We start from the raw sequence: 26,175 nt of genomic DNA on the forward strand, positions 1-26,175 counted from the left end.
CTTAGGCGTGACCAAAGGCGTTTTCGATGATTTGAACTGCGCCAGACCCATCCACCAGAGCCGCGTCAAAGCGCGCTTCGGTGAGTTGCCCGTTTGGTTCTTTTTCTAGAAACTGAGCAGCCGAAGCGTAGATTCGATCAATCTGTCTGGCGCTGATCCGGGCCGCCGCCTTTTCAAAACTACTGCTTTTCTTGACTTCGATGAACACAAGCCCAGCCCCGTTGCGCGCGATCAGATCGATTTCACCGCCCGGGCCGCGCCAGCGTCTATGCAGAATGGTCAAGCCGCGGCGCTCATAATCCTCAGCAACCCGAAGCTCTGCCGCCTGCCCGGCGTGGTAGGAAACAGAGCCCTGATTTGTCCGCCGACCCATGTCATCATTTTCCCAGTTTCAGAGCTTTCTGGTAAATCGGTCGGCGCGGCAGGTCATACATTTTTGAAACAAGATCTGCCGCATCCCGAACCGAGTGGCTTTCCAACGCTCGCTTCAAAGCCTCTTCTACGTCAGATTCATTAACGCTTTGCGAATGGCTACGATCCACAAGCACAACGATTTCACCTTTGACTGACTTGCCTTGGTACTCCTCGGCCAAATCGGCCAGGGTTGCTCGGCGAATCTCTTCGAATTTTTTGGTCAATTCGCGGCACAACGCCGCCTGACGGTCTGCCCCCAGCACCAAGGCCAGATCTGACAAGCTGGCGGATACACGTTTTGGGGACTCATAAATCACAAGCGTGCCCGGAATGTCCTTCAATGCCTCAATCCGGGCGCGGCGTGCGCCGGCTGCATTGGGCAGAAATCCTGTAAAAAAGAAGGCATCTGTCGGAAGACCCGCCAATGTCAGCGCTGTCAAGGCAGCCGACGCGCCGGGGGCGCAGGTCACCGTGTGCCCGGCCTCAGCCGCCTGCTTGCCCAGATCATAACCCGGATCCGCAATAAGCGGCATTCCGGCCTCGGACGCATAGGCAACCGATTGCCCTTGAGCCAGCGCCTCCATGATTTTGCCGCGCGCGCCTGCACCGCTGTGGTCGTGATAGGCTTGAATCCGGCGCCCCTCGAGCGGGATGCCGTGGATTTCCATCAATCGGCGCAGGCTTCGGGTGTCCTCCGCTGCGATCACGTCGGCAGATGCCAGAACATCCAAGGCCCTGAGCGTAATGTCGCGCGCGGTTCCGATCGGAGTGGCAACAAAATACAGGCCCGCAGTCAATCTGATCTTTTGGAAATTCAAAGCTGGACCCTCACAGCGTGACGTTTATTATCGCGGCTCGACAGAACAGAAGCATTCATAGCCGTCGGATCAGGGAGTTTTCATTTAGATGTTCACCGTTTGCAAGCCCGTTAGCAAGTTGGCGAAAGCCGCCGCTGCCCTGACAACCGCGGCGTTTCTGGCCGCCTGTGAACCCGGCGGCCTTGGGGGTGGACCTTCGATCAATACTTCTGCTCCGGTTCCGGTGGCCCTGCTTGTCCCCAGCGGGTCTGGCCAGTCAGGCGATGCGGCATTGGCGCAAAGTCTGGAAAATGCCGCGCGTCTGGCAATGTCTGATCTGCCCAATGTGACAATTGACCTGCGCGTTTACGACACTGCCGGAAACCCGAACACGGCAACGGCCGTGGCCCAGCAAGCCGTTGCGGATGGTGCCAAGATCATTATCGGCCCGGTCTATGCGCAGGCCGCAAATGCCGCCGGGTTGGCGGTGTTGAGTAACAACGTCAACGTTCTTTCGTTTTCGAACAACACCAGCATCGCAGGCGGCAACGTCTTTGTCCTGGGCCCAACATTCGACAATACGGCCAACCGGCTGGCGAGCTTTGCGGGCAGTCAGGGCAAGGTCAACACGGTGATCGTGCACAGCAACGACGCCGCAGGCCAATTGGGCCAAGCTGCGATTGCCAACGCGCTGGCCAGCAGCCCGGTCAACAACGCCGGCACTGTTGGCTACGACCGCTCGCAGCAGGGCGTTATCAACTCGGTGCCCACAATCAAAGCAACAGTTGATTCGACCGGAGCCGATTCGATTTTCCTAACTGCTACGACGGCGGGTGCCCTGCCATTGTTCTCGCAATTGTTGCCCGAGGCCGGAGTTTCTCAGGCCACGACGCAATTCATCGGTCTGACACGCTGGGATATTCCTCCGCAAACATTGGAACTGCCGGGTGTACAAGGCGGCTGGTTTGCGCTGCCCGATCCGTCCAAGGCACAGGCATATCGCCAACGTTACAACGCGACATATGGCGAAGCGCCCCACCCGATCAGCGGTTTGGCCTATGATGGTATTGCTGCCATCGGGGCTCTGGTCAGCCAAGGCAAATCCGACGCTCTGACCTCTGCGGCCCTGACTCAGAACGCCGGCTTCCAGGGCGTCGGCGGCATCTTCCGTCTGCGTCCGAACGGCACCAACGAACGCGGCCTGGCGGTCGCCACGATCCAGAACAAACAGGTGGTTGTTATTGACCCTGCCCCACAAAGCTTCTCTGGCGCCGGCTTCTGATCAGCCGGGCGTCAGCCCTTTGCCTAAGAGCTCATTAATCTGCCCCGCCGAAGACATCTTCGACAGTGCCAACGTCAACGACGCGCTGGCGCTGGCGTTTGAATCATGCACAGACAACAGCAAAGTACGGGCCGAAACGGTGCGTATCCTGCGCGATGCGCAAAAAGCCGGGCGCGCGGCGATTGCCGAAGCCTTTGGCAAACAGCCTTTCGAGGCCCGCGCACTGACACGGTCCTACACCTATCTGACGGATCAGTTGGTCGGAACGGCAATGCAGGTGTCCAGCACACGCCTGCATCCGCTTGCGACACCCACCCAAGGTGAAAAGATCGCGGTTCTGGCGGTCGGCGGTTACGGGCGTGGGGAAATGGCGCCATCGTCGGATGTCGACCTGCTGTTCCTGACCCCCTATAAAATCACAGCCTGGGCCGAAAGCGTCATTGAATCGATGCTATACATTTTGTGGGACCTGCGGCTAAAGGTCGGGCATTCGTCGCGTACGATCAAAGACTGCTTGCGGCTGGGCTCCGAGGATTTCACGATCCGCACCGCCATGTTGGAACAACGCTATCTGGCAGGCGACAAGGCGCTGGCGGACGATTTGGATCAACGCCTGAAAAACGAGTTGTTCAAAGGGACCGAACGTGAATTCATCGAAGCCAAGCTGAAGGAACGGGACGAGCGGCACCTGAAACAAGGTGAGCGCTACATGGTCGAACCGAATGTGAAAGAAGGCAAAGGCGGTTTGCGTGACCTTCAATCGCTCTATTGGATCGCAAAATATGTCTATGGCGTGCAGGACGTGGCCGAATTGGTTCCATTAGGTCTGTTCACCCCAGAAGAGTTTGAGACCTTTGTTCAGGCCGAAGAGTTCCTGTGGGCCGTCCGGTCTCATCTGCATTTGGTGACGGGCCGCGCCACCGAACAGCTGACTTTCGACATGCAGGTCGAGGTGGCCGCACGCATGGGCTATGAAGACCGCGCCGGTCGCCGCGCAGTCGAGGTGTTCATGCAGCGCTATTTCCGCGAGGCCACCCGTGTGGGCGAACTGACTCGGATTTTCCTGACCAAGCTCGAAGCGCTCCACATGAAAAGCGCACCGTTGCTTGAGCGTATTTTCCGCAGAAGCCCAAGAGTAAAGGCCGGGTACAAAGTGATCCACGGACGTCTGGACGTGGCGGACCCGGAAACATTCCTGCTGGACAAGGTAAACCTACTGCGTCTGTTCGAAGAAGGGCTGCGCACCGGCATGTTGATCCATCCCGACGCGATGCGGCTGGTTAGCGCCAACCTGCATCTGATCGACGATGAAATGCGCAACGACAAAGAAGCCAAACGCATTTTTCTGGATCTGATGCTGAAACATGGCAACCCGGAACGTGCCTTGCGCCGGATGAACGAACTGGGCGTCCTATCAGCCTTCTTGCCCGAGTTCGAACACATCGTAGCGATGATGCAGTTCAACATGTATCACAGTTATACGGTGGACGAGCATACCATCCAGTGCATCGTCAATCTGGCCCAGATCGAACGCGAAGAACTGGTGGAATCCCTGCCTCTTGCCTCTTCGATCCTTAAACGTGGTGTCAACCGAAAGGTGTTGTACGTCGCGTTGCTGTTGCATGACATCGCCAAAGGTCGCCCCGAGGATCACTCGATTCTGGGCGCGCAGATCGCACGCAAGGTGGCCCCGCGGCTGGGGCTGAGCAAATCGGAATCCGAAACCGTTGAGTGGCTGGTGCGGTATCACCTGCTGATGTCAGACATGGCGCAAAAACGCGACATTTCAGACCCACGAACCGTTCGGGACTTTGCCAAGGCTGTTCAGACGGTCAAACGGCTGGACCTGCTGACGGTTCTCACCGTTTGCGACATCCGCGGCGTGGGCCCCAACACTTGGAACAATTGGAAAGCCACATTGCTACGCGCCCTTCATGCGGAAACCAAGCGCGCGCTGGAAACCGGTATGGAAGATCTCAACCGCGCCAATCGCGGGGCTGAGGCAAAGAAAGCCCTACGTGCGGAACTGGCGGGATGGACCAAGGCGGACCTAAAAACGGAAACAGCGCGCCACTATGATCCCTATTGGCAGGGTCTCAACTTGGCGACGCATGTCGAATTCGCTGAGATGCTGCGCGCACTGGAACACGGCGGCGATCCGGGCGCGATGGAAATCAGGCTTGAACCAGACGAAGATCGTGACGCAACGCGAGCCTGTTTTGCGATGGGCGATCACCCTGGCATCTTTGCACGTATTGCCGGGGCTCTGGCTCTTGTCGGCGCAAACGTCGTGGATGCCCGCAGTTACACAACCAAGGACGGATACGTCACAGACGCGTTCTGGATTCAGGACGCCGAAGGACGCCCCTTCGAAGCCGCGCGCCTGCCCCGTCTGACACAGATGATCCACAAGACGCTGCGCGGGGAAGTGGTTGCCAAGGAAGCCCTGAAATCACGCGACAAGATCAAGAAACGTGAACGGGCTTTTAACGTGCCGACCCATATCACTTTCGACAATGATGGGTCCGAAATCTACACGATCATCGAAGTTGATACGCGCGACCGCCCCGGCTTGCTGTATGACCTGACCCGGACGCTGGCGGCGGCGAATGTCTATATCGCAAACGCCGTGATCGCGACGTATGGAGAACAGGTGGTTGACGCCTTTTATGTCAAGGACATGTTCGGACTGAAATACCATTCGGAGAGCAAGCAACGCGGGCTGGAGGCTAAGCTGCGCAAGGCGATCACCGAAGGCGCTGAGCGTGCGGCCTCATGAAGCAAATCCGGTTGATTTCGGGCTTTTTCACAGTTGGCTTCTGGACACTCGCCAGCCGCATACTGGGGTTTTTGCGGGAAATTCTGCTGACCGCCCTCATTGGCCCTGGGCCGGTTATGGACGCGTTTGTTGCAGCCTTCCGCCTGCCGAACATGTTCCGCCGCTTTTTTGCCGAAGGTGCCTTTAACGCGGCCTTTGTGCCCATGTTCTCGAAGCGGCTGGAAGCGGACGAGAATCCGCAGGGCTTTGCGCAGGATGCGTTCAATCTTTTGGCGCTTGCCGTTCTGGCACTGGTCGGACTTGCGCTGATTTTCATGCCCGGTCTGGTTTGGCTGACAGCCGAAGGTTTCTATGGCGACGAACGGTTCGATTTGGCGGTGGATTATGGGTATGTTGTCTTTCCTTACATCCTGTTCATGTCTCTGGCCGCGCTCTTTTCTGGCGTCCTGAACGCAACGGGGCGGTTCGCGGCCGCAGCTGCCGCACCAGTTTTGTTGAACATCTTTGCCTGCACGGCGCTGATCGCCGGAGCCCTATCAGGCGGCGAGGTCATTCGGTGGCTGATCTCAGTGATTCCGGTTGCGGGCGTCGCTCAATTGGCGCTGGTTTGGGTCGCAACCGAACGTGCCGGCATTCGTATCCGGCCCGGTCTGCCTAAACTGACGCCCGAGATGCGCCGTATGGTCCGCATCGCGGTCCCCGCAGCTCTGGCGATGGGGGTCACGCAGGTCAATCTGGTTGTAGGGCAATTGGTGGCGTCGAAAACAGAAAAGGCCGTGAGCTGGTTGTTTGCGGCAGATCGGCTTTATCAACTGCCACTCGGCGTGGTCGGTATCGCCATCGGTATTGTTCTGCTGCCCGACCTGTCGCGCCGTCTGCGCGCCGAAGACAAAGAAGGCGCGCGCAACGCGTTTTCCCGTGCCGGAGAGTTCATGCTGCTGCTGACCCTGCCTTCGACGGTGGCGTTTCTGGTCATCCCGAACCCGCTGGTCTCAGTCCTATTCGAGCGGGGGCAATTCACCACCGAGGATACCACAGCCACAGCGTTGGCCGTTGCCATCTATGGCATCGGACTACCTGCATTCATGCTGCAAAAACTGTTGCAGCCATTGTATTTCGCGCGCGAGAATACGCGTTCTCCGTTTCACTATGCTGTTGTGGCAATGATCGTGAATGCGGCTTTGGCGTTTGGCCTCTTCCCGTTTGTGGGCTGGATCGCACCCGCCATTGCCGCCTCCACAGCGGGTTGGGCCATGGTCGTTTTGTTGGCCATCGGGGCGCGCAACATGGGAGACGAAGCCCGGTTCGATGACCGGTTCAAACAGCGCGCGGGCCGGATCGTGCTTGCCTCTATCGGAATGGGCGCGGTTTTGTACATGGCGCTTCAGGCGTTTGGGTGGACGCTGGGCGTTCCCGGTTGGCGCTATCTGGCGCTGCTTGTCCTGATTTGTGTCGCAGCGGCCTCTTATTTCAGTCTGGGCCACCTCTTGGGCGCATTCAAACTGTCCGAGTTCAAACGCGCCCTGCGTCGATCCTGATCAGTCGCGGCGTATGCGCCCAACGATACGATCCCAGGCGCCGGGTGCGACAAGGAAAGATACTCCGAAACCGGTGGCAAACCCGCCCAGATCGGCGACCCACTCCCAGTTGCCGCCGAAGATCAGACCAAACAGGAATTGAATGCCCATCAGGACGGCAATGAGTTGAAAAGCCCGCGCCTGATTTGCGCCAACCAAGGATAGTTTGCGCCACAACAACCAGGTAAATGCGCCGATCAGGCCGTAAACTGGTGGAAACCCTCCGATCAGAGGATAGCGGGGATCCAACAGAACGGCATAGGCCAACGCGCCCCCGATACCAGAGACGACAAAGATCAGCAGCATGGGGAAGCCGCCAAACACTTCGCCGACCATCTTGCCCATGGCCAGAACAAAGACGCAGACAAATACCGCCTGCGTGAAATTGGCTGAGACAAACGGGTAGGTCACGAACCGGATCACATGCTCAAATGGCCAGCGCCCGTTCAGCACCATCCAGTCGAAAATGTCCGCCGAGAAAGCATAATTTTGTATGGCATCCAATCGCCAGCCCACCGCTTCGGGCCCTCCGATCAGGCCGCGCGACCCCAAGGTGAAGGCCAGTTCGATCCCGATGATGAACAGGACCAAGGCCACAACAACAGGCGGCAAAGGGTTCACGGCGGGTGTGTAATGCTCACTGCTCATTGGGCGGGCCTTTCGCGGCGGTTGACGTCCCTGTGCCTCATGGGTAAGCGACGGGGGCTGATTTTTCCAGACGGGAGTTCCCTTCGATGACCGAGACCCAGTTCACGCCGCGCGTGTTTTCCGGCATCCAGCCTTCTGGCGGACTGACCCTGGGCAACTATCTGGGCGCGATGAAGCGCTTTGTGGATATGCAGGGTGCAGATTTCGAAACCATCTATTGCATGGTCGATCTGCACGCGATCACCACATGGCAGGACCCCGCAGCGCTGTCCCACAACACCCGTGAACTGTGCGCAGGTTTTATCGCGGCGGGCATCGACCCTGAACAGTCGATCCTGTTCAACCAAAGCCAGGTGCCCGAACATGCGCAACTGGGCTGGATCTTTAACTGCGTTGCCCGGATGGGGTGGATGCAACGGATGACCCAGTGGAAGGACAAGGCAGGCAAGAACCAGCAGAACGCTTCGCTGGGGCTTTTTGCCTACCCGTCGCTGATGGCGGCTGACATTCTGATCTATCACGCGACCCATGTGCCGGTCGGTGAGGATCAGAAACAGCACCTTGAGTTGACCCGTGATATTGCGATTAAATTCAACAACGACTTTGGCGTCGATTTCTTTCCCGTTACCGAGCCGGTAATCGAAGGCGCGGCCACCCGCGTCATGAGCTTGCGGGACGGGTCCAAGAAAATGTCAAAATCCGATCCGTCGGACATGAGCCGGATCAACCTGACCGACGATGCTGACGCGATTGCCAAGAAAATCCGCAAGGCCAAGACCGACCCGGACGCGCTGCCGTCGGATGTTGACGGGCTGGGGGATCGCCCCGAAGCACGCAATCTGGTCAATATTTACGCGGCCCTGAACGACCAAAGCGTGGAACGGGTTCTGGCAGATGTAGGTGGCAAGCAGTTTGGTGACTTCAAACCGATGCTGGCCGATCTGGCGGTGGCGAAACTGGCGCCGATTTCGACCGAAATGTCTCGTTTGATGGCAGATCAGGCCGAGATTGACCGGATTCTGGCCCGTGGGGCCGAACGCGCGCGTGAGATCGCAGCTCCGATCCTGCAAAAGACCTACAAAATCGTGGGTATGGTTGGATCAGGAACGCGCTGATTGGGCTGGACCTTCGCCTGACGCGCTCCTAGGGTTTGCCTGAATAACAGGAGGGCGTCATGGCAACCGGCAAGAACATCCGGACCTATTTTGAAGGGCAATGGCACGAGGGCGATGCGCCCATCATGCGCGCAGCCGATCACGGTGCCTGGCTGGGTTCGTCCGTCTTTGACGGCGCACGGTATTTTGACGGCCTTGCGCCCGACTTGCATGCGCATTGCGCACGGGTGAACCGGTCCGCCGAGGCCTTGATGCTGACCCCGACCCTCACAGCCGAACAGATGGTCGAACTGGTACACGAAGGATTGCAGGCTTACGGCCCGGACACAGCTGTCTATATCCGCCCAATGTACTGGGGGATCGACGGGGACCAAACCGCGATCGTCCCTCAGGAAAACAGCACCGGTTTTGCCATTTGCCTGGAAGAGATACCAATGGCACCAGAGACCGCCTCGGTCACACTGACAACGACACGCTTCCGCCGTCCTGTGCTGGAAAGTGCGGTCGTAAATGCCAAGGCCGGTTGCCTGTACCCCAACAACGCACGCATGCTGCAAGAGGCACGATCCAAAGGGTTCTCGAACGCTCTGGTTGCTGATGCGATGGGGAACGTGGCCGAAACCGCTACGGCCAACATATTCATGGTCAGAGATGGCGAAGTGTTTACGCCCGCCCCGAATGGCACATTTCTGGCGGGGATCACGCGGGCGCGGCACATCAAGAATCTGCGCGAGGATGGTGTGACGGTTCACGAGGCTGTTCTGAGCTTTGAGGATTTTCACGAGGCGGACGAAGTGTTCATGTCCGGCAATATGAATAAGGTCACGCCGGTTACCGCTCTGGACGATACACAATTTCAGGTTGGCCCTATTGCCCGTCGCGCTCGTGGACTTTACTGGGATTGGGCTGCAAGCCAACGCTAGCTCAGCGTTGCGGACGTCTCCAAGTTGCCAGCGCGCAACCTCTGGGGCATGATCCCTGAAACTTGAAGAGGACACCCATGCGTAAGTTTCTAGTTGTTCTGGATGACAGCAGCGAATGCTTGAATGCGATGCGATTCGCCGCAATGCGGGCTGCACATACCGGCGGCGGAGTGACGATCCTGTCGGTGATCCCACCGGACGAATTCAATCACTGGATCGGTGTTGCCGAAACCATGCGTGAGGAAGCGCGCGAACGTATCCATGCACATTTCGAGGTCTTCGCAAAATGGATGCGTGACAAACAAAACATCGAACCTGAGTTGGCCATTCGCGAAGGCGATCCGGTGTCGGAAATCATTGAACATGTCCAATCAGACCCCGAAATCGGCGTGCTTGTGCTTGGCGCAGGCACCGACAAGAAGGGCCCCGGTCCGCTGGTGACACAGTTGACGAAGAATTCGGGCAGCATGCCGCTTCCGATCACTATTGTCCCAGGCGATCTGAGCAAAGAAAAACTGGAAGAGATCACCTGAGGTTCAGAGATGGCGAAAACGATACAGTTCTGGTTCGAATTCGCCTCAACCTATTCCTATCTCAGCGCAATGCGGATCGAAACCGCGGCGCAAGCCAAGGGCGTTTCGATTGAATGGCACCCTTTTCTGCTGGGCCCGATTTTTGCCGATCAGGGCTGGCGGACCTCTCCTTTCAACCTCTACCCGGCAAAGGGGCGTTATATGTGGCGCGACATGGAACGCCTCTGTGCTGCACGGCAATTGCCGTTAGTGCAACCCGATCCCTTTCCGCAGAATTCTGTGGCTGCAGCGCGCCTGACGCTTGCCATTGAGGATCACGCGAAGAGGGCTGAATTTGTCAAGGCGGTCTATACTGCCGAATTTGGGGCCGGCCGCAATATCTCGGACCCAAACATACTGAAGGATTGTCTGAAAACGGCCGACCTGCCATCTGCCATACTGAGTCGTGCGCAGGACCCCGACGTCAAGGCGGCCCTTTTTGCGCAATCCACCCGCGCCGAAGAGCTTGACCTGTTCGGAGCACCCAGTTTTTTAGTCGGAGACGAGTTGTACTGGGGCGACGATCGTCTGGACGCGGCTTTGGATCATGCGGCCTCAATTTAGAACCGTTCCAAATCTTGACTTCCCGCGCCCCTGCGCGCATATCAGAGGCACATCAGACGGAGCTGCCTCATGTTCATCCAGACCGAATCCACCCCAAACCCGGCCACGTTGAAATTTCTGCCCGGCCAAACGGTGCTTGAGGCTGGAACTGCGGACTTCCCAACAGCGGAAGCGGGCGAGAAATCCCCTTTGGCCAAACGCATCTTTGCCGTCAACGGCGTAACGGGTGTGTTCTTCGGTAACGATTTTGTTACTGTAACCAAGTCTGACGACATTCAATGGGATCACATCAAACCCGCCATTCTGGGTGCGGTGATGGAACATTACCAATCGGGCCAACCTGTGATGGGCGCGGATGCGACTGCTGCATCTGGTCATGCAGAACACACTGGCGAAGACGCTGAAATCGTCAATCAGATCAAAGACCTGCTGGACAGCCGCGTGCGTCCGGCAGTGGCTCAGGACGGTGGTGACATTACTTTCCACGGCTTTGATCGCGGTATCGTTTACCTGCACATGCAAGGTGCCTGCGCAGGCTGCCCGTCTTCGACGCTGACGTTGAAGATGGGTATCGAAAACCTGCTGCGTCACTACATCCCCGAAGTGACCGAGGTCCGTCCTGTTGCCGTCTGACCCGACGATTCTGGCATTTGATACATCGGCCGCGCATTGCGCGGCCGCTTTGCTGCGTGGCGGTGAAATCGTTGCCTCTCGGGCCGAAGCAATGTCACGCGGGCAAGCCGAACGCCTAATGCCTTTGCTTGAAGAGCTACTTGCCCAGGCTGGGTGCACATGGTCCGATCTTGACGCCATCGGTGTAGGGATCGGCCCCGGCAATTTCACCGGCATTCGAATCTCGGTCTCTGCCGCGCGTGGGCTTGCCCTGGGTCTTGATGCTCCGGTCGTCGGCGTTTCAGGGTTTGATGCTTTGACGAAACTGAGCGATGCAAACCAACTCCCCTGTATCGCTGCGCCGCGCGATCAGGTTTATGTTCAAGTCCCCGGCAGCAAACCAAGCCTGATGCCAAAGAGCGAGGCCGAGGCGCTTGGGCCTTTGTTTTCCTGCCAGGACCCAGAGAAACAGGTCCAGGCCATTGCCCGCCTGACCGCTGAACGGTGGCACGATGTCAGCGAACCACCTGCGCCACTATACGTCAGACCTGCGGACGCAGCGCCCTCGCGTGATGTGTCACCGGTCTTGTTGGACGAATGACGCCGGACGAGATGGCATCGACTCATGTTGCTGCGTTCACGCAGTCGCGCCCTTGGTCCGCCAGTGAATTTGAAAGCCTGCTGGAGAACGCCTTTACCCACTATGTTGGAGACGCTCGCTGTTTTGCCTTGTATCAAGTTATCGCGGGCGAGGCCGAACTGCTGACAATTGCGACTCACCCCACGGTGCAACGACAGGGCCTAGCACTGCAAACAATGCGCAACTGGCACAAACGGGCCGCTGCGTTGCATGCAAGCCGGGCCTTTCTGGATGTGGCTGCGGATAATGAGCCTGCAATCGCGCTATACAAACGTTGTGGTTACCATCGTTGCGGGATGCGACCGAACTATTATTCGCGCGAAACGGGCCTAAAAGCCGACGCTCTGGTGATGGAATGCCGCCTGCCCTGAGGGCAAGGGGACATTTTTTGGACCATTTGGTCAGGAATCAATTGACCACGACGGTTGCAAACCCTCTTAATACCCGCCATCACAACAGTTATGCTCGCTAAACGTGGGTAAACGGGACTAATCTAATCCTGTGCCAACATAAAAACTGGGAGACCGAAATGACCCTGATGAAATCCTTGATGGGTGCTGCCGCTGCGGTTGCACTGACTGCGGGTGCCGCTCTGGCCGAACCGGCGCTGATCTTTGATCTGGGCGGCAAGTTCGACAAATCGTTCAACGAAGCGGCACATAACGGCGCACAGCGTTGGGCAAACGAAACCGGCGGCAAGTACCGCGAAATCGAATTGCAATCGGAAGCTCAGCGCGAGCAGGCCCTCCGCCGCTTTGCCGAAGCAGGCGCGAACCCGATCATCACCATGGGATTTGCCATGGCAGACCCTCTCAGCACGGTCGCACCTGACTATCCTGACACCAAATTTGTTGTTGTTGATGTAACCTGGCTGGACGCACCGAACCTTCGTCAGGTCGGCTTTGCCGAACACGAGGGCTCGTACCTTGTTGGAATGATGGCGGCCATGGCGTCTGAGTCCGGCACGGTTGGCTTCATCGGTGGTATGGATGTTCCACTTATCCGACACTTTGGGTGTGGCTATGCACAGGGCGCCAAAGCCGTTAACCCCGAGATCAACGTCATTGCCAACATGACAGGAACAACCCCAGCTGCATGGAACGACCCGGTAAAAGGGTCCGAGCTGACCAAAGCACAAATCAGCCAAGGCGCTGACGTGATTTATGCCGCGGCGGGCGGAACCGGTGTTGGCGTTCTGCAGACCGCAGCCGACGAAGGCATTCTGTCGATTGGCGTGGACAGCAACCAGAACCACCTGCATCCCGGAAAAGTTCTGACCTCGATGCTGAAACGTGTGGACGTTGCTGTTTATGAAGCGATGAAAGCAGGCGACAAGGTCGAAACTGGTGTGTTCGTCATGGGTCTGGCCGAAGACGGTGTTGGCGTGGCTATGGACGAAAACAACAAAGAGCTTGTTTCGGTTCGTATGAGCGACGCTGTGGATGAAGCCCGTAAAGGCATCATCAACGGCGATATCAGCGTTGTCAGCTATTACGAGAACGACAGCTGCCCCGCGCTGCAGTTCTAAGACACATGCGGGGCGGGGGTCTCCTCCGCCTCGCTTCCCACTCTGCCGCGCCGTCTGTGCGGCCCCTTCGGCAATTGAGGACAAGACATGACCGTCCCCGCCATTGAGCTCAAAGGGATTTCCAAAGCCTTTGGGCCGGTTCAGGCCAATAAAGACATTTCCATCAGCGTCGCCCCCGGTACGATCCATGGAATCATCGGAGAAAACGGTGCGGGCAAATCCACGTTGATGAGCATCCTTTTCGGCTTCTACAAAGCCGACAAAGGTGAGATTTGGATCAACGGTACCAAGACTGATATCCCGGACAGCCAGGCAGCCATCGCCTCGGGCATCGGGATGGTGTTCCAGCATTTCAAGCTGGTGGAAAACTTCACCGTTCTGGAGAACATCGTTCTGGGTGCCGAAGATGGCGGGTTGCTGGCCCCGTCTTTGGCCAAAGCCCGTAAAGAGCTGAAAGAGCTGGAAGAAGAATACGAGCTGTTCGTTGATCCTGACAAGCGCATCGATGAAATTGGCGTGGGCATGCAACAGCGTGTCGAGATCCTGAAAGCACTGTATCGCAAGGCCGAGATACTGATTTTGGACGAACCAACCGGCGTGCTGACTCCGGCTGAAGCAGATCAGTTGTTCCGCATTCTCGACCGCCTGCGGGCCGAGGGGAAAACGATCATCGTGATCACGCATAAACTGCGCGAGATCATGGAAAACACTGACACCGTGTCGGTTATGCGACGCGGGCAGATGACTGCGACTGTCAAAACGTCCGAAACCAGCCCTGAAGAGCTGGCCGAGCTGATGGTAGGCCGCAAGGTTCTGTTGCAGGTCGACAAGGTCCCTGCGAAACCCGGCAAACCCATCCTGGAAATTGAAAAGCTGAGCGTTTTCGACTCGGCTGGTGTGGAAAGGGTCAAGGGGATCGACCTCACAGTGCGCGCTGGTGAAATCGTCGGCATCGCCGGGGTGGCTGGCAACGGTCAATCAGAGTTGCTTGAAGTTCTGGGCGGTATGCGCCCGGGTCAGGGCACGATCAGACTGAACGGTCAGCCTCTGGCGCTGAGTGGCGCAGGTTCGGACGGTCAGGCCCGCCGCGCCCAGCATATCGCGCACGTGCCGGAAGACCGGCAGCGTGAAGGTTTGATTATGGACTTCCACGCGTGGGAGAACGTCGCCTTCGGCTATCACCGCGACCCTGCTTATAAACGCGGTATCTTTATGGACAATGCCGCCCTGCGTGCCGATACCGAGGCCAAGATCGAGAAATTCGATGTCCGGCCGCCCGACGCATGGCTGGCTGCCAAAAGTTTTTCAGGCGGCAACCAACAAAAAATTGTCGTCGCGCGCGAGATTGAGCGGAACCCAGACCTTCTGCTGGTCGGACAACCAACGCGCGGCGTAGATATCGGCGCGATCGAGTTCATTCACAAGCAGATCGTTGCGCTGCGCGATCAGGGCAAGGCAATCCTGCTGGTTTCGGTCGAACTGGAAGAGATATTTTCGCTATCCGACCGGATTGCGGTGATGTTTGATGGTCACATCATGGGCGAACGCCTGCCTCACGAAACAGATGAAAAAGAACTGGGCCTGTTGATGGCCGGTGTTGCGGGGGAGGCCGCGTAACATGGAAAAAATGCCCAAATGGGCCGATGTGATCCTGATCCCACTGATCAGTTTGCTTCTGGCCGCGATCCTGTCGGCGCTTGTGATTCTGGCCATCGGCGAGAACCCGATTGACGCTGTGAAGCTAATGGTAACTGGTGCGCTGGGGTCGACCTATGGTTGGGGCTACACGCTCTATTACGCGACCAACTTCATGTTCACCGGCCTTGCGGTAGCCGTCGCCTTTCACGCCCGGCTGTTCAATATCGGCGGTGAGGGTCAGGCCATGCTGGGCGGGCTTGGTGTCGCAATCATTTGTCTTACGATTCCGTGGCCGCACTGGAGCATTGCTTTGCTCGCTGCCTGCGCCGCTTCGGCCCTATTTGGTGCTGCCTGGGCTGCAATACCGGCCTATCTGCAAGCCAAGCGTGGCAGCCATATCGTGATCACCACGATCATGTTCAACTTCATCGCTGCCGCCGTCCTGAACTATATGCTGGTGAATGTCATGAAACCGGCCGGGTCACAGGACCCTGCAACGGCGCGCTTCCCCGAAGCCACGCACTTGCCGAGCTTCCAGTCGATGTTCTCGACAGCAGACAATGTTGTGTTCCGGGGGGCGCCTGCCAACATCTCGTTCTTTGTGGCAGTTCTGGCCTGTTTTGTAGTCTGGGCACTGATCTGGCGGACACGGCTGGGCTATGAGATTCGAGCCTATGGTCATTCTGAAACGGGTGCTGTTTACGCCGGCATTTCGCCTGTGCGGATCACTATCATTGCGATGCTGATTTCGGGTGGATTGGCAGGCATGATGGCCATCAACAACGTCATGGGTGAGGCTGAACGTCTGGTGCTGAACCCAACCGAAGGCGCTGGTTTTATCGGTATCGCCGTCGCGCTGATGGGCCGGTCACACCCATTTGGGGTTTTCCTGGCGGCGCTGTTGTTCGGGTTTCTTTATCAGGGCGGCGCGGAGCTGGCGCTTTGGACACAAATCCCGCGTGAACTGATCGTGGTTATTCAAGCCTTGGTCATTTTGTTCACCGGTGCGCTGGACAACATGGTACGCATGCCGCTTGAGAAACTTTTCCTTGGCATGCGGAAGAGAGCTGAGTGATGGAATTCTTCGTTACCCTCATCCAGGTACTGGATTCGACGATCCGCCTGTCCACGCCCCTGCTTCTTGCGTGTCTGGCTGGTCTTTTTTCGGAACGTGCAGGTATTTTTGACATTGGCCTCGAAGGCAAAATGTTGATGGCGGCGTTCTTTTCCGCAGCTATAGCAGCCGTCACGGGATCTGTCTGGCTGGGTTTGCTTGCTGGTATCGCATCCTCGTTGTTACTGTCCGGGCTGCACGGGTTGGCGTCGATCACCTTCCGAGGCAATCAGCTCATCTCGGGTGTGGCCATCAACTTTCTCGCCTCTGGGCTGACCGTTTTAATCGCCCAAAGCTGGTTTCAGCAAGGTGGGCGTACACCGTCCCTTTTTGGCGGAGGACGGTTCGAGCCCATCAATTTCCCGTTTGCAGAATCGCTCAGCAGTGTACCGATTGTTGGTCCGGTTTATTCCGAATTGCTCTCGGGTCATTCGATTCTGGTCTATGTGGCATTTCTGATGGTTCCAGCGACGTGGTGGGTCCTTTATCGCACACGGTTCGGCCTACGCTTGCGGGCAGTGGGCGAAAACCCGGCAGCGGTGGATACAGCAGGCGTGTCCGTGGTTGGCCTGCGTTTCGCGGCGGTGGCCATCTGCGGCGTCTTGTGCGGTATCGCGGGTGCCTATCTGGCCACTGCCTTGCAAGCTGGGTTCGTCAAAGAAATGACCGCCGGTCGCGGGTTCATCGCGCTGGCGGCGCTCATCTTTGCGAAATGGCGCCCTTGGCACGCCATGTGGGCTTGCCTGTTGTTTGGCCTTTTGCAAGCCATCGCACTGCGGTTCCAGAACATCGATCTGGGCGGGATCGTGATCCCGGTGCAGGTCATGGATGCCCTGCCCTATATCCTGACAGTTGTGATTCTGGCTGGATTCGTTGGCAAAGCTGTGCCCCCGCGTGCAGGTGGCGAACCCTATGTAAAGGAACGCTGATAAGTCCAGTTCAGGAACAATTCTGGGTCCTGTTCGCTGCAGAGCGGCATGCAGAGTTGATTTTGCATGCCGCACCCGCTCTAAGGGGGTATGCAAGTCTACCTGTCCATAACCAAAGATTCTGTCAGCCCTTCATTTATGTTGGGCGGTGCCGGCAGGATCGGAATTGATCTAACCTTGCATCCAGAAGACTTCTTTTGGCTCATCGAGCCTGGAGGCATGTGACAATGATCTACATGCAACAGACTGCATCAATGGCTTATCATTTGGCCGCATGCGGCAGCGCGGAAACGCAAAATACAAAGTGACGGTAATATGTACATCTACCTGCCCATAGCCGAAGTATCGGTGAACGCATTCCTCCTGCTTGGTTTGGGCGGAATGGTTGGCGTCTTGTCCGGAATGTTCGGGGTCGGTGGGGGCTTTCTTATGACGCCGCTGCTGTTCTTCATTGGCATTCCGCCAGCTGTCGCTGTTGCGACCGAAGCCAATCAGATTGTGGCATCGTCCTTTTCCGGTGTACTGGCGCATTTCCGACGAAAAACCGTGGACCTCAGGATGGGAACTGTGTTGCTGATCGGAGGTCTTATAGGCGCTGCTTTGGGTGTGGTTGTTTTCAACTATCTCAAGAGTCTGGGTCAGGTCGATCTGCTGGTTAAGCTGTGTTACGTGGTTTTCCTTGGCGTCATCGGTAGCCTGATGTTCGTGGAAAGTCTAAGGGCCCTGCGCAAGGCCAAAATGGGTGGGGCCGCCCCCGCCAAACGCCGTCAGCGGGGCTGGATCCACGCCCTGCCCTTCAAGATGCGGTTTCGCACATCAGGCCTTTATATTTCGGTCATTCCACCCGTTCTAGTTGGGCTTTTCGTCGGCATTTTGTCTGCAATCATGGGTGTTGGCGGTGGCTTTATCATGGTGCCCGCCATGATTTATCTGCTGGGTATGCCAACAAAGGTTGTTGTTGGCACATCGCTGTTTCAAATCATCTTCGTGACAGCCTTTACCACGATGCTTCACGCCACAACCAACTACACTGTCGACGTCGTTCTGGCAGTACTGCTGCTTGTTGGCGGTGTGATCGGCGCGCAGATCGGTACTGTTATTGGCGCGCGCATGCCAGCGGAACAATTGCGCGTTTTGCTGGCAGCTTTGGTTCTGGCAGTTTGCGGCAAGCTGGCGCTTGATCTGCTTCTGGAGCCTGCCGAGCTTTATTCGCTCGGAACAGGTGGAGGACACTGAAGATGCTGCGTTCACTTATTGCCGCATTTTGTCTGTTCTGCCTGCCGGTGTCCGCAGCGGAAGAACAAGTTGTCCTGGGTCTTAGCCAGGATCGCGTTGCAATCACGGCGACCTTTGACGGCTCCGAGATTCTCATTTTCGGGGCCATCAAACGGGAAACCCCGATTCCGTCCGGCCCACCGGTCGAGGTCATCGTTGCTGTCGCCGGCCCATCCGAACCTGTCACCGTGCGCCGTAAGGATCGAAAGCTGGGGATTTGGGTGAACACCGACAGCGTCCTCGTCGATCTTGCGCCCAGTTTCTACGCTGTCGCAACCAGCGGACCATTAAACGAGATTCTGAGCGACACCGATGACCTGCGCTATCGTGTATCGATCGAGCGTGCGATCCGCTCTGTTGGTGCCGCAATGCATATCCGCGGAGCGCAGGATTTTGCAGATGCAGTGGTTCGCATCCGCGAGGAAGAAAAGCTGTATTCCATCCGCGAAGACACGGTGGCTGTAGACGAACAAACCCTGTTCCGCACCTCAATCGACATGCCTGCAGACCTGACAGAGGGGGACTATGTCGCCCGTATCTTCCTGACGCGCGGTGGAGAGGTAGTTTCGCACTACGAAACAACCATTGATGTCCGCAAAGTCGGCCTGGAACGGTTTCTGTACAACATGTCGCGCCAGCAACCTGTCTGGTATGGCTTGATGTCGCTGGTTATTGCGATTGCGGCAGGCTGGGGTGCCTCGACAGCTTTCCGTTTGCTGCGCGAAAAGTAACCTTCATCCCCTGCCGATGTAAGGCATGGTCGTGGCCATGATGGTCATGAACTGAACGTTCGCCTCGGGCGGCAAGGTTGCCATATGCAGAACTGACCGTGCTGCGTCCTCAACAGCCATAGTCGGGTCAGGCGTGTCCCCTGCCGCCTGCGCGGCGTCGACAAGACCCTGAACCATCTGTGTGCGGGCGTTCCCGATGTCGATCTGGCCACAGGCAATTCCAAAGGACCGCCCGTCCAGAGACAGGCTGCGGGTCAGTCCGGTAATTGCGTGTTTTGTCGCTGAATAGTGCACAGAGTTCGGACGCGGAACATGGGCGGCAATGGAGCCGTTATTGATGATCCGTCCACCCTGAGAGTCCTGATGCCGCATGATGCCAAAGGCTTCGCGTGCGCACAGGAACATACCGTTCAGGTTGACGTTGACGCTTTGGTACCAATCCTCAAGCGCGATCTCGTCAATCGTGCCACCCGGAGCAAAGATTCCTGCGTTGTTGAACAAGACGTCCAGACGCCCAACCTTGTTCGCGAACTTGCGGAACACGGTCTTCACAGCTTCAGGATCGGTGACATCAGCAGGCAACGAAACTGCGTTGGCATGTTTCTGTGCCAGGGCATTCAACTTGTCCGCACTGCGTGCCAGCATGCCAACCGTCCACCCTTGGGCCAGAAACAATTCGGCGGTGGCCAGACCAATGCCAGAGCTTGCGCCTGTCACGATTATGGATGTCATGTCTCTTCCGCCTCCAATGTCAGCGACGCCGCTGGTAAAGCCCGCAAGTCATCCACCCGCAGCGGGTATGTTGGCTTTGATAAACGGTTGCGAACCACCCAAATCAACCGCTCTTGCGCCCGAGTGATCGCCACATAGGCCAAACGTTTCCACAAGGGTTGTCCGGCCTCGGTCCGACCCATTCGGGCCGCAGCGTAGATGTCAGGCGCAAAAACTTGAACCGTATCCCATTGCGAGCCCTGCGCCTTGTGGATCGTAACCGCCGCACCGTGCAGGAACGTTGCGCCCATACGCGCGGCAAAAGGAATGAATGGCTCTTCCTCGTTCGGTTTTTCGATTTGTACAATCGACGCAGCGCTGACCTGAGGGTCTTCGGCCCCCATAACGTGCAATCGCGAAAACCCCGGTTTTCGCCCCGGCCCCAGATACACAACCTGAGCCCCCTTGATCAGCCCGCGCGCCTCAAGATCCAACCGTTTCTTGCGATGTTTCAAAGGCAGTTCGATCCCGTCGCAAATTAGCGGTTCCCCCTCCAACAGCTCGGTCTCTGGTGCGCCATGGACGTTCCTGAACGCCTGAATAAGTCGAATGCGTGTTGCGTTGCGCCAAACCAAAACCGGGCTGCGCGCCATCAGGTCGACCTCGACCCGCTGGCCCCAGACCACCCTGTCGTCACGGCGAGCTGTCTCTTCGACCAAACGCTCGAAGTCCTCAAACCCCATTTCGGGGTCTGCCAGAGCATGGGCCAGATCGAGAATCGGGTTGTCCGCATCCTGCCTGTGAACCCGTTGAAGCGTCAGCTTCCGGGGCTCGGGCAAGGCTTCAAAAACCATGCTGCCCGACTGGTTCACCGGTGCCAGCTGCGCCGGATCACCGAATAACAGAAGGGTTGGAAAAATCTCTTTCAGATCCTCGAATTGCCGATCATCCAGCATCGACGCTTCGTCGACAAATCCGATGTCCAAAGGTTCGTCGCGTCGCTTCCACCCAGTGATGAAATCTGATCCCCTCAAACCGGCTGCGGCCAATGCCCCGGGCATGGACTTGTTGTTTTCGTAAAACGCCGCAGCCCGATCCAGGGCTTCTTCTGTCAGTCCTTCAATCTCGGGGCGTTCATCGTTGCCCGCCAGCCATTCAGCGATGCGCTCGTATTCCGGGTCGTACACCGGCGTGTAGAGAATGCGGTGAATTGTCGTGGCAGGCACACCACGCAGGCGCAGAACGCTTGCGGCCTTGTTGGTGGGGGCCAGGATGGCCAAGCTGCGCTTGTCCCTTGACTTGCGACTTTCATAGTCGCCGGACACGATCTGCACTCCGGTCTCTGCCAGCGCTTTATAAAGTTCAGCCAACAGCAGGGTTTTACCCGAACCAGCCTTGCCGATCACGGCCATTACACCGGATTTTCCTGCCCCCGGCAGCTTAAGAAGGGCATCATCTTCAAGATCGACACCTGCTGATCGCAGCATCTCGGCGATGCTGTCAAATGCGGCGGCCTGATCATCCGAGAAGGTTACATTTTGCAAAGACATGGCGCGACCCTACAGGGCCGCGCCGACCATCACCAGATGCGGAATGGCGATTTCAGCCGCTCAGGCGGACAGTGCAAATCGGTGCTGCTTTTTGGGCCCAAAAGCCGTGTTGAACCAAAGGCGTGACAGTTCGCGTGGGATGCCCGCGCGCTCCGCCACGCGGTTGCAGTCATCTGCAGAGTAAGGCCACAACCCGACCGAGATCTGATCCCGCCCGCTGCCCTGGGTGCCCAGAACCTCGGGCGATGAGCCGATCAGGCGATAGATACGGATCATACGCGCATCAAACACACCGGCGATGTGTGTCAGGCCAAAACCCTCCATCATTTCACCCCCGCTCAGCATAATGGCCCCAGCCGTATGCGGGCCTGCGTCGCGTGACAGGCAAAACCGTGTAACTTCCCAGATCAGCGGGCTGCAAATGGGTTTGCCACCGTTAAGATGCCCAAACACCTCGTTGATCATCACCCGACCCGTTGTCGGCAACACCCGCATCGACCCGCCATGACGGCCGTCCGGCTCTTCCCAGATGACATAGAGCGGGTTGAGCGCATCATACTCATCCCGCTCTTCACCTTGTTCGTTGACGTGGACATCCCACCCCAGCCGGGTTTTGAACTGATCCGCTCGATCCTTGAACATCCCCTCTGCCAGAGTTGGAAATCTGTGCAACTCATCGGCATATAAATAACGCAACATGACTTGTTCCCCTTGTCGTCCTGTGCAGGAACGAAAGGGGTACAGAGTTGTGGTTAATATTACGTGTGGGGTGCGCGCTGGCCTTAAACCACTATTAAGCCTCGGCTAAGTGCGGTTGCGATTGCATGAGTTGTGTTATGAGCGCCCAACTTGGATCGGGCGCTTTCGATATAAACCCGCAGCGTATGCTCTGATATCGACAGAGAATGCGCCACTTGAGCCCTGCTGTATCCCAAAGCCAAAAGGGTGATCGCGTCAATTTCCCGTGGAGACAGATTACGCTTGGAATCCGGCTGCCTGTCCTCTTCGAACTCAAGCGCTTTGCGATTGATAAAATGCGCAACAAGGATCAAGTCTCGCCCGAAGGTGGAAATAAAGCGCTGCCAGGTCCGATCATCGCAACTGTGGTTTACTGTGAATAGGGCAAACTGCCCGTTCGGGCCCCGGATCGGAATGGAATAGCCCTGATTGCCAACACCGTGGTTTCTGGCATCTTCAAGAAAGGACTTTGCAATCCTGCTCGACCAGTCCAGAGATTTCCAGTCAACCGGATGAAATCTTTGGAAACACCCAAGAATAACCGGATCAATACGATGGTAATTCTTGTCCCGATAGCGTTCGTCCCAAGCATCTGAATATGTGGTGTAACCGTACTGATCGCCAGCACCATCGACCCAGTGATAGGTCAGATGTTCGACCTGAAGAATACCACGTAATTGCTCTGCAACATTGCTGAGCTCTTCAAGCGTGTTGGTGTTTTCCAAATCCTGAAGGATTTGACCCAATTCGACTTCTGTTCCCATCCGCGGGCGCTCGTGCCTCGTTCTTCAGGGACGCGATCTCGGCCGCCGCGATCAGCCTTGTGTCATCCAGCTGCTCGGCAAGCGCGCTCAACCCGTTCGCAACGGCGAAAGCATTGAGATCCGACAATACGTCCAATATCCACTCATTCTGCGCCATTAGGGTCTCTCTGAAACAGTTAACGAAGCGTTAACACAACCATAACATGTATAATCTTTTTCGACCTATTCACCGGTTTCTACTCCCCAAAAATGGCGGGGGAGGAAAATGTAAGTGTTTGAAAGTCCGAAAGGCTTTGTCAAAACGCAAAACACCCGCGAACCGGTAAGGCGATTCGCGGGTGTTTTTTTGTCTACAACCCAAATGGGGATCAACCTGCGTCGAGAACTTCTTCCAGGGTTCGCAGGCCAGTGCGGGGCGCTTGAACAAGGACAGACATGTTCCCCGGCTTATGTTCGTTCCGGAGCATCTTCATGTGCGCCTCTGGCAGATCGTTCCAAGTGAACACTTCCGACATGCAGGGGTCCAAGCGACGTTCAACCATCAGCTTGTTTGCAGCAGCCGCTTGTTTGAGGTGCGCAAAGTGCGATCCTTGCAGGCGCTTTTGATGCATCCACATGTAGCGCACATCAAAGGTACAGTTGAAACCTGTTGTACCGGCGCAGATCACGACCATACCACCTTTTTTGACAACAAAGGTCGAGACCGGGAACGTGCTTTCACCGGGGTGTTCAAACACCATATCCACGTTGTTGCCCTTGCCGGTGATGTCCCAAATCGCCTTGCCGAACTTGCGGGCTTCTTTGAACCATTCAGCATATTCCGGCGTGTTTACCGTGGGCAATTGGCCCCAACAGTTGAAGTCTTTACGGTTCAGCACGCCCTTGGCACCTAATCCCATAACGAAATCGCGCTTGCTTTCGTCCGAGATTACACCAATCGCATTCGCACCGGCCGTGTTGATCAGCTGGATCGCATAAGAACCAAGACCGCCAGACGCACCCCAAACCAGAACGTTCTGGCCCGGCTTCAGATCATGCGGCTCGTGGCCAAACAGCATCCTATAAGCGGTCGCCAACGTCAGTGTGTAGCACGCAGCTTCTTCCCAGGTCAGGTGCTTGGGGCGCGGCATAAGTTGTTGTGCCTGAACGCGGGTGAACTGGCTGAAAGAGCCGTCTGGTGTCTCATAACCCCAAATCCGTTGGCTGGTCGAGTACATCGGATCGCCGCCGTTGCACTCTTCATCATCGCCATCGTCCTGGTTGCAGTGGATGACAACTTCGTCGCCGACTTTCCAGCGCTTCACCTTATCGCCAACGGCCCAGACAATGCCTGACGCATCCGAACCGGCAATGTGATAGGGGGCTTTGTGGCCATCAAACGGGCTGATTGGCTGACCCAGGGCGGCCCAGACACCGTTATAGTTTACGCCAGCTGCCATCACCAGAACCAGCACCTCGTTGCTGTCCAGTTCGGGTACGTCGACCACTTCTTGTTGCATTGCAGTGTTCGGCTCGCCGTGGCGTTCCTTGCGGATGGCCCAAGCATACATTTGCTTGGGGACAAATCCCATCGGAGGGATCTCACCCATTTCATAGAGGTCCTTTTCGGGTGCCTCGTACGACGCGATACCGCTTTCGGTGTCCAAAGCCATGCTGGCCTCCTATTCTCAATATCATTGCCGCAACGCAGAATCGCGTGCTTCACAGACTGTGAATATTGACCACTGAGTAATAATGCAACCGTTTTTGGTTCATATTTGTAATTTTATGACCCAGCAGATGCAGAAAGTTATTTCGCAAGCGCAGTATTCTCAGAATCCCTGTGGTTTGGGGCTGAGGCTGCATAGTACTCCAGCAAATCCTCTCTTTGACCTGAAAGGGCCAGATTGTCCCCCTGGCGGCTTAAGATCCTGCGCTCGACCAACTGATTCAGGGCATTTTCAACCGCCGCTTCGTCTTGGTCTGACGCATGGCCGTCTTCGGCCAGCATAGAAAGTATTTGGGAACGAACGACCTTTTCAGATGAAGAACCTTTCTGTTGCAACAACAGGCACGCCGCAGGGGCCGGAACCAGCGGGATCGCTTGCCCGATGCGTTGCATCAATTCCCGGGCCAGATCCGTCATGACATCGTCATCATTCACGACGCGAAATTCCTTTAGCGAAATGGGCACCCCATATCGCACAGAGGCAACGCCAAACCGCTTGTACCGCCCGATCAAGCGCCGCCAGATCTGCTTGAGGATCCAGCGCGAGATTACGCCAATCCGAGCGCGAAACCGACGCTCAGACCCCAAAGCCGCGCGAGTCAGGATGGTATCTTCAAGCACTCGATCATAATTCAACGCCACAGGAACGAATACGACGTCGCGGCCTTCAGGCGAAGTTCCGTCCATAATGTATTTCAGCAAACCCAGTTTTGGGCGACCCAGTGCGCCAGTCAGGCTTAAACCGCCTTCCGGGAACATGGCTTGCGTCACACCCGCTTCGGTCGCGTGGCGCACATAGCAGGACAACACCTGCCTATAGAGCTCACTGCCTGATTTGCGTCGAATGAAGTACGCCCCCATTGCGCGGATCAAACGGCTTAGCGGCCAAACGCGCGCCCATTCTCCGACAGCATAAGACAAGGCCGACTGCTGTGCCGCCAGATAGGTCACCAGCACATAGTCCATATTGCTGCGATGGTTCATCACAAAAACCACGGTCGCATCCGGGTCGATGTTCTTGATCGCAGCCTCGTCCTTGTACCCGAGTCGGACCTCGTAAAACGTATTGCTCAGCAGACGGGCGAGCCGAATGGCAAAGCTGAAATAGGCAAAGGCAGAAAACGACGGGACAATCTCGCGCGCGTAGCGGCGCGCTTTTTCAAAGGCGACTGCCTCGGGAATGCCTTCGTCCTGCGCGTGTTGTTGAACCGCCTGCCCGACCTGAGGGTCGTAAATCAGCCGCTGGATCATGTCATGACGCCGCGCCAGCTTGAACGGTTGAATGGGACGTTGAAGCCTTTGATTCAGGCGCGAAACGGCGCGTTCCAATCTACGGCGAAAAAACCATCGCACTGAAGGAAACAGAAAATGCGAAGCAAAAGTGACCATGGCAAAGACCACGATCAGCAGGAAAAGCCAAAGCGGAAGTTCCACGGTTTGCGTCATGGCGGCACATTGCCACCAATCGCAACTGCCCACAATCTGAACAATTGAAGGATGCCGCAACGCAGCGAATTGACATATCCCGAAAATTGCGCTTTAGAACCTCAAGACGTAATTTTATTG

Annotated in this window: 25 protein-coding genes; 16 read left to right on the forward strand and 9 right to left on the reverse strand. The window is 56.8% G+C overall.

What is annotated here, in order from left to right; genetic code table 11:
• Position 1: 1 nt before the first annotated feature.
• Together GS630_RS15855 and rsmI are read right to left on the reverse strand one after the other, a co-directional pair.
• Complete coding sequence (locus GS630_RS15855; RefSeq protein ID WP_171179221.1) at positions 2-373, reverse strand: YraN family protein; 372 nt, start codon at positions 371-373, stop codon at positions 2-4.
• 4 nt (positions 374-377) lie between these two features.
• Complete coding sequence (gene rsmI / locus GS630_RS15860) at positions 378-1,232, reverse strand: 16S rRNA (cytidine(1402)-2'-O)-methyltransferase (RefSeq protein ID WP_171179218.1); 855 nt, start codon at positions 1,230-1,232, stop codon at positions 378-380.
• Between the two features lie 88 nt (positions 1,233-1,320).
• Between rsmI and GS630_RS15865 the strand changes: the two genes are divergently transcribed.
• Genes GS630_RS15865 through murJ form a run of 3 tightly spaced genes read left to right on the forward strand, consistent with a single transcriptional unit; the run spans position 1,321 to position 6,810 of the window.
• Positions 1,321-2,493: a penicillin-binding protein activator gene (locus tag GS630_RS15865; protein WP_171179216.1), complete on the forward strand. Its 1,173-nt coding sequence runs from the start codon at positions 1,321-1,323 to the stop codon at positions 2,491-2,493.
• Complete coding sequence (locus GS630_RS15870) at positions 2,453-5,272, forward strand: [protein-PII] uridylyltransferase (RefSeq protein WP_171179214.1); 2,820 nt, start codon at positions 2,453-2,455, stop codon at positions 5,270-5,272. Before GS630_RS15865 ends, GS630_RS15870 begins: the two co-directional genes overlap by 41 nt.
• The gene (murJ, locus tag GS630_RS15875) at positions 5,269-6,810 is read left to right on the forward strand and encodes a murein biosynthesis integral membrane protein MurJ (protein ID WP_171238486.1); all 1,542 of its coding nucleotides are present in this window, start codon (positions 5,269-5,271) and stop codon (positions 6,808-6,810) included. Before GS630_RS15870 ends, murJ begins: the two co-directional genes overlap by 4 nt.
• Here murJ and GS630_RS15880 read toward each other — a convergent pair whose 3' ends face one another.
• Positions 6,811-7,497, reverse strand: a complete 687-nt coding sequence (locus tag GS630_RS15880; protein WP_171620950.1) for a rhomboid family intramembrane serine protease — start codon at positions 7,495-7,497, stop codon at positions 6,811-6,813.
• A gap of 86 nt (positions 7,498-7,583) precedes the next feature.
• Here GS630_RS15880 and trpS point away from each other — a divergent pair, with 86 nt between their 5' ends.
• From trpS to GS630_RS15945, 13 genes are all read left to right on the forward strand, one after another.
• Positions 7,584-8,612, forward strand: coding sequence for a tryptophan--tRNA ligase (trpS, locus tag GS630_RS15885; RefSeq protein ID WP_171179210.1), 1,029 nt, complete (start codon positions 7,584-7,586; stop codon positions 8,610-8,612).
• A gap of 59 nt (positions 8,613-8,671) precedes the next feature.
• Positions 8,672-9,535, forward strand: a complete 864-nt coding sequence (locus tag GS630_RS15890) for a branched-chain amino acid aminotransferase (protein ID WP_171620951.1) — start codon at positions 8,672-8,674, stop codon at positions 9,533-9,535.
• A 77-nt stretch (positions 9,536-9,612) separates the two neighbouring features.
• Entirely contained in the window at positions 9,613-10,068 is a 456-nt protein-coding gene (locus GS630_RS15895) for a universal stress protein (protein ID WP_171179206.1), read from the forward strand.
• 9 nt (positions 10,069-10,077) lie between these two features.
• Positions 10,078-10,671: a 2-hydroxychromene-2-carboxylate isomerase gene (locus GS630_RS15900; protein WP_171620952.1), complete on the forward strand. Its 594-nt coding sequence runs from the start codon at positions 10,078-10,080 to the stop codon at positions 10,669-10,671.
• Positions 10,672-10,740: 69 nt separating this feature from the next.
• On the forward strand, positions 10,741-11,304 hold the full coding sequence (locus GS630_RS15905) for a NifU family protein (RefSeq protein ID WP_171179202.1): 564 nt from the start codon (positions 10,741-10,743) through the stop codon (positions 11,302-11,304).
• Positions 11,294-11,884, forward strand: coding sequence for a tRNA (adenosine(37)-N6)-threonylcarbamoyltransferase complex dimerization subunit type 1 TsaB (gene tsaB / locus GS630_RS15910; protein ID WP_171179200.1), 591 nt, complete (start codon positions 11,294-11,296; stop codon positions 11,882-11,884). The genes GS630_RS15905 and tsaB overlap by 11 nt, the downstream gene beginning before the upstream one ends.
• Before the next feature lie 11 nt (positions 11,885-11,895).
• Entirely contained in the window at positions 11,896-12,294 is a 399-nt protein-coding gene (locus GS630_RS15915; RefSeq protein WP_253740687.1) for a GNAT family N-acetyltransferase, read from the forward strand.
• A gap of 158 nt (positions 12,295-12,452) precedes the next feature.
• Positions 12,453-13,451, forward strand: coding sequence for a BMP family protein (locus tag GS630_RS15920; RefSeq protein ID WP_171234928.1), 999 nt, complete (start codon positions 12,453-12,455; stop codon positions 13,449-13,451).
• A gap of 87 nt (positions 13,452-13,538) precedes the next feature.
• On the forward strand, positions 13,539-15,068 hold the full coding sequence (locus GS630_RS15925) for an ABC transporter ATP-binding protein (protein WP_171179194.1): 1,530 nt from the start codon (positions 13,539-13,541) through the stop codon (positions 15,066-15,068).
• Position 15,069: 1 nt separating this feature from the next.
• Entirely contained in the window at positions 15,070-16,164 is a 1,095-nt protein-coding gene (locus tag GS630_RS15930) for an ABC transporter permease (protein WP_171179192.1), read from the forward strand.
• On the forward strand, positions 16,164-17,132 hold the full coding sequence (locus GS630_RS15935) for an ABC transporter permease (RefSeq protein ID WP_171179190.1): 969 nt from the start codon (positions 16,164-16,166) through the stop codon (positions 17,130-17,132). The genes GS630_RS15930 and GS630_RS15935 overlap by 1 nt, the downstream gene beginning before the upstream one ends.
• Before the next feature lie 315 nt (positions 17,133-17,447).
• Positions 17,448-18,368 (forward strand): sulfite exporter TauE/SafE family protein, encoded by a 921-nt coding sequence (locus tag GS630_RS15940; RefSeq protein ID WP_171179188.1) that lies wholly within the window; start codon positions 17,448-17,450, stop codon positions 18,366-18,368.
• 2 nt (positions 18,369-18,370) lie between these two features.
• On the forward strand, positions 18,371-19,138 hold the full coding sequence (locus GS630_RS15945; RefSeq protein WP_171234930.1) for a TIGR02186 family protein: 768 nt from the start codon (positions 18,371-18,373) through the stop codon (positions 19,136-19,138).
• Between the two features lie 3 nt (positions 19,139-19,141).
• On the opposite strand, the gene GS630_RS15950 is transcribed toward GS630_RS15945, so the two are convergent.
• The 6 genes from GS630_RS15950 to GS630_RS15975 form a co-directional block, all read right to left on the reverse strand.
• Positions 19,142-19,870 carry an SDR family oxidoreductase gene (locus GS630_RS15950; protein ID WP_171620953.1) on the reverse strand — a complete coding sequence of 243 codons (729 nt, stop codon included), beginning with the start codon at positions 19,868-19,870 and terminating at the stop codon, positions 19,142-19,144.
• On the reverse strand, positions 19,867-21,399 hold the full coding sequence (locus GS630_RS15955) for an ATP-dependent RecD-like DNA helicase (RefSeq protein WP_171620954.1): 1,533 nt from the start codon (positions 21,397-21,399) through the stop codon (positions 19,867-19,869). The genes GS630_RS15950 and GS630_RS15955 overlap by 4 nt, the downstream gene beginning before the upstream one ends.
• 60 nt (positions 21,400-21,459) lie before the next feature.
• Positions 21,460-22,098, reverse strand: coding sequence for an acyl-homoserine-lactone synthase (locus GS630_RS15960; protein ID WP_171179179.1), 639 nt, complete (start codon positions 22,096-22,098; stop codon positions 21,460-21,462).
• 83 nt (positions 22,099-22,181) lie between these two features.
• On the reverse strand, positions 22,182-22,901 hold the full coding sequence (locus GS630_RS15965; RefSeq protein WP_171234934.1) for a LuxR family transcriptional regulator: 720 nt from the start codon (positions 22,899-22,901) through the stop codon (positions 22,182-22,184).
• Between the two features lie 368 nt (positions 22,902-23,269).
• Positions 23,270-24,553: a crotonyl-CoA carboxylase/reductase gene (gene ccrA, locus GS630_RS15970; RefSeq protein WP_171179175.1), complete on the reverse strand. Its 1,284-nt coding sequence runs from the start codon at positions 24,551-24,553 to the stop codon at positions 23,270-23,272.
• Between the two features lie 137 nt (positions 24,554-24,690).
• Positions 24,691-26,055 carry a 1-acyl-sn-glycerol-3-phosphate acyltransferase gene (locus tag GS630_RS15975; protein ID WP_171179167.1) on the reverse strand — a complete coding sequence of 455 codons (1,365 nt, stop codon included), beginning with the start codon at positions 26,053-26,055 and terminating at the stop codon, positions 24,691-24,693.
• Between the last annotated feature and the right edge of the window lie 120 nt (positions 26,056-26,175).

Source organism: Ruegeria sp. HKCCD7303, assembly GCF_013111185.1.
In the GTDB taxonomy this organism is placed as follows: Bacteria; Pseudomonadota; Alphaproteobacteria; order Rhodobacterales; family Rhodobacteraceae; genus Ruegeria.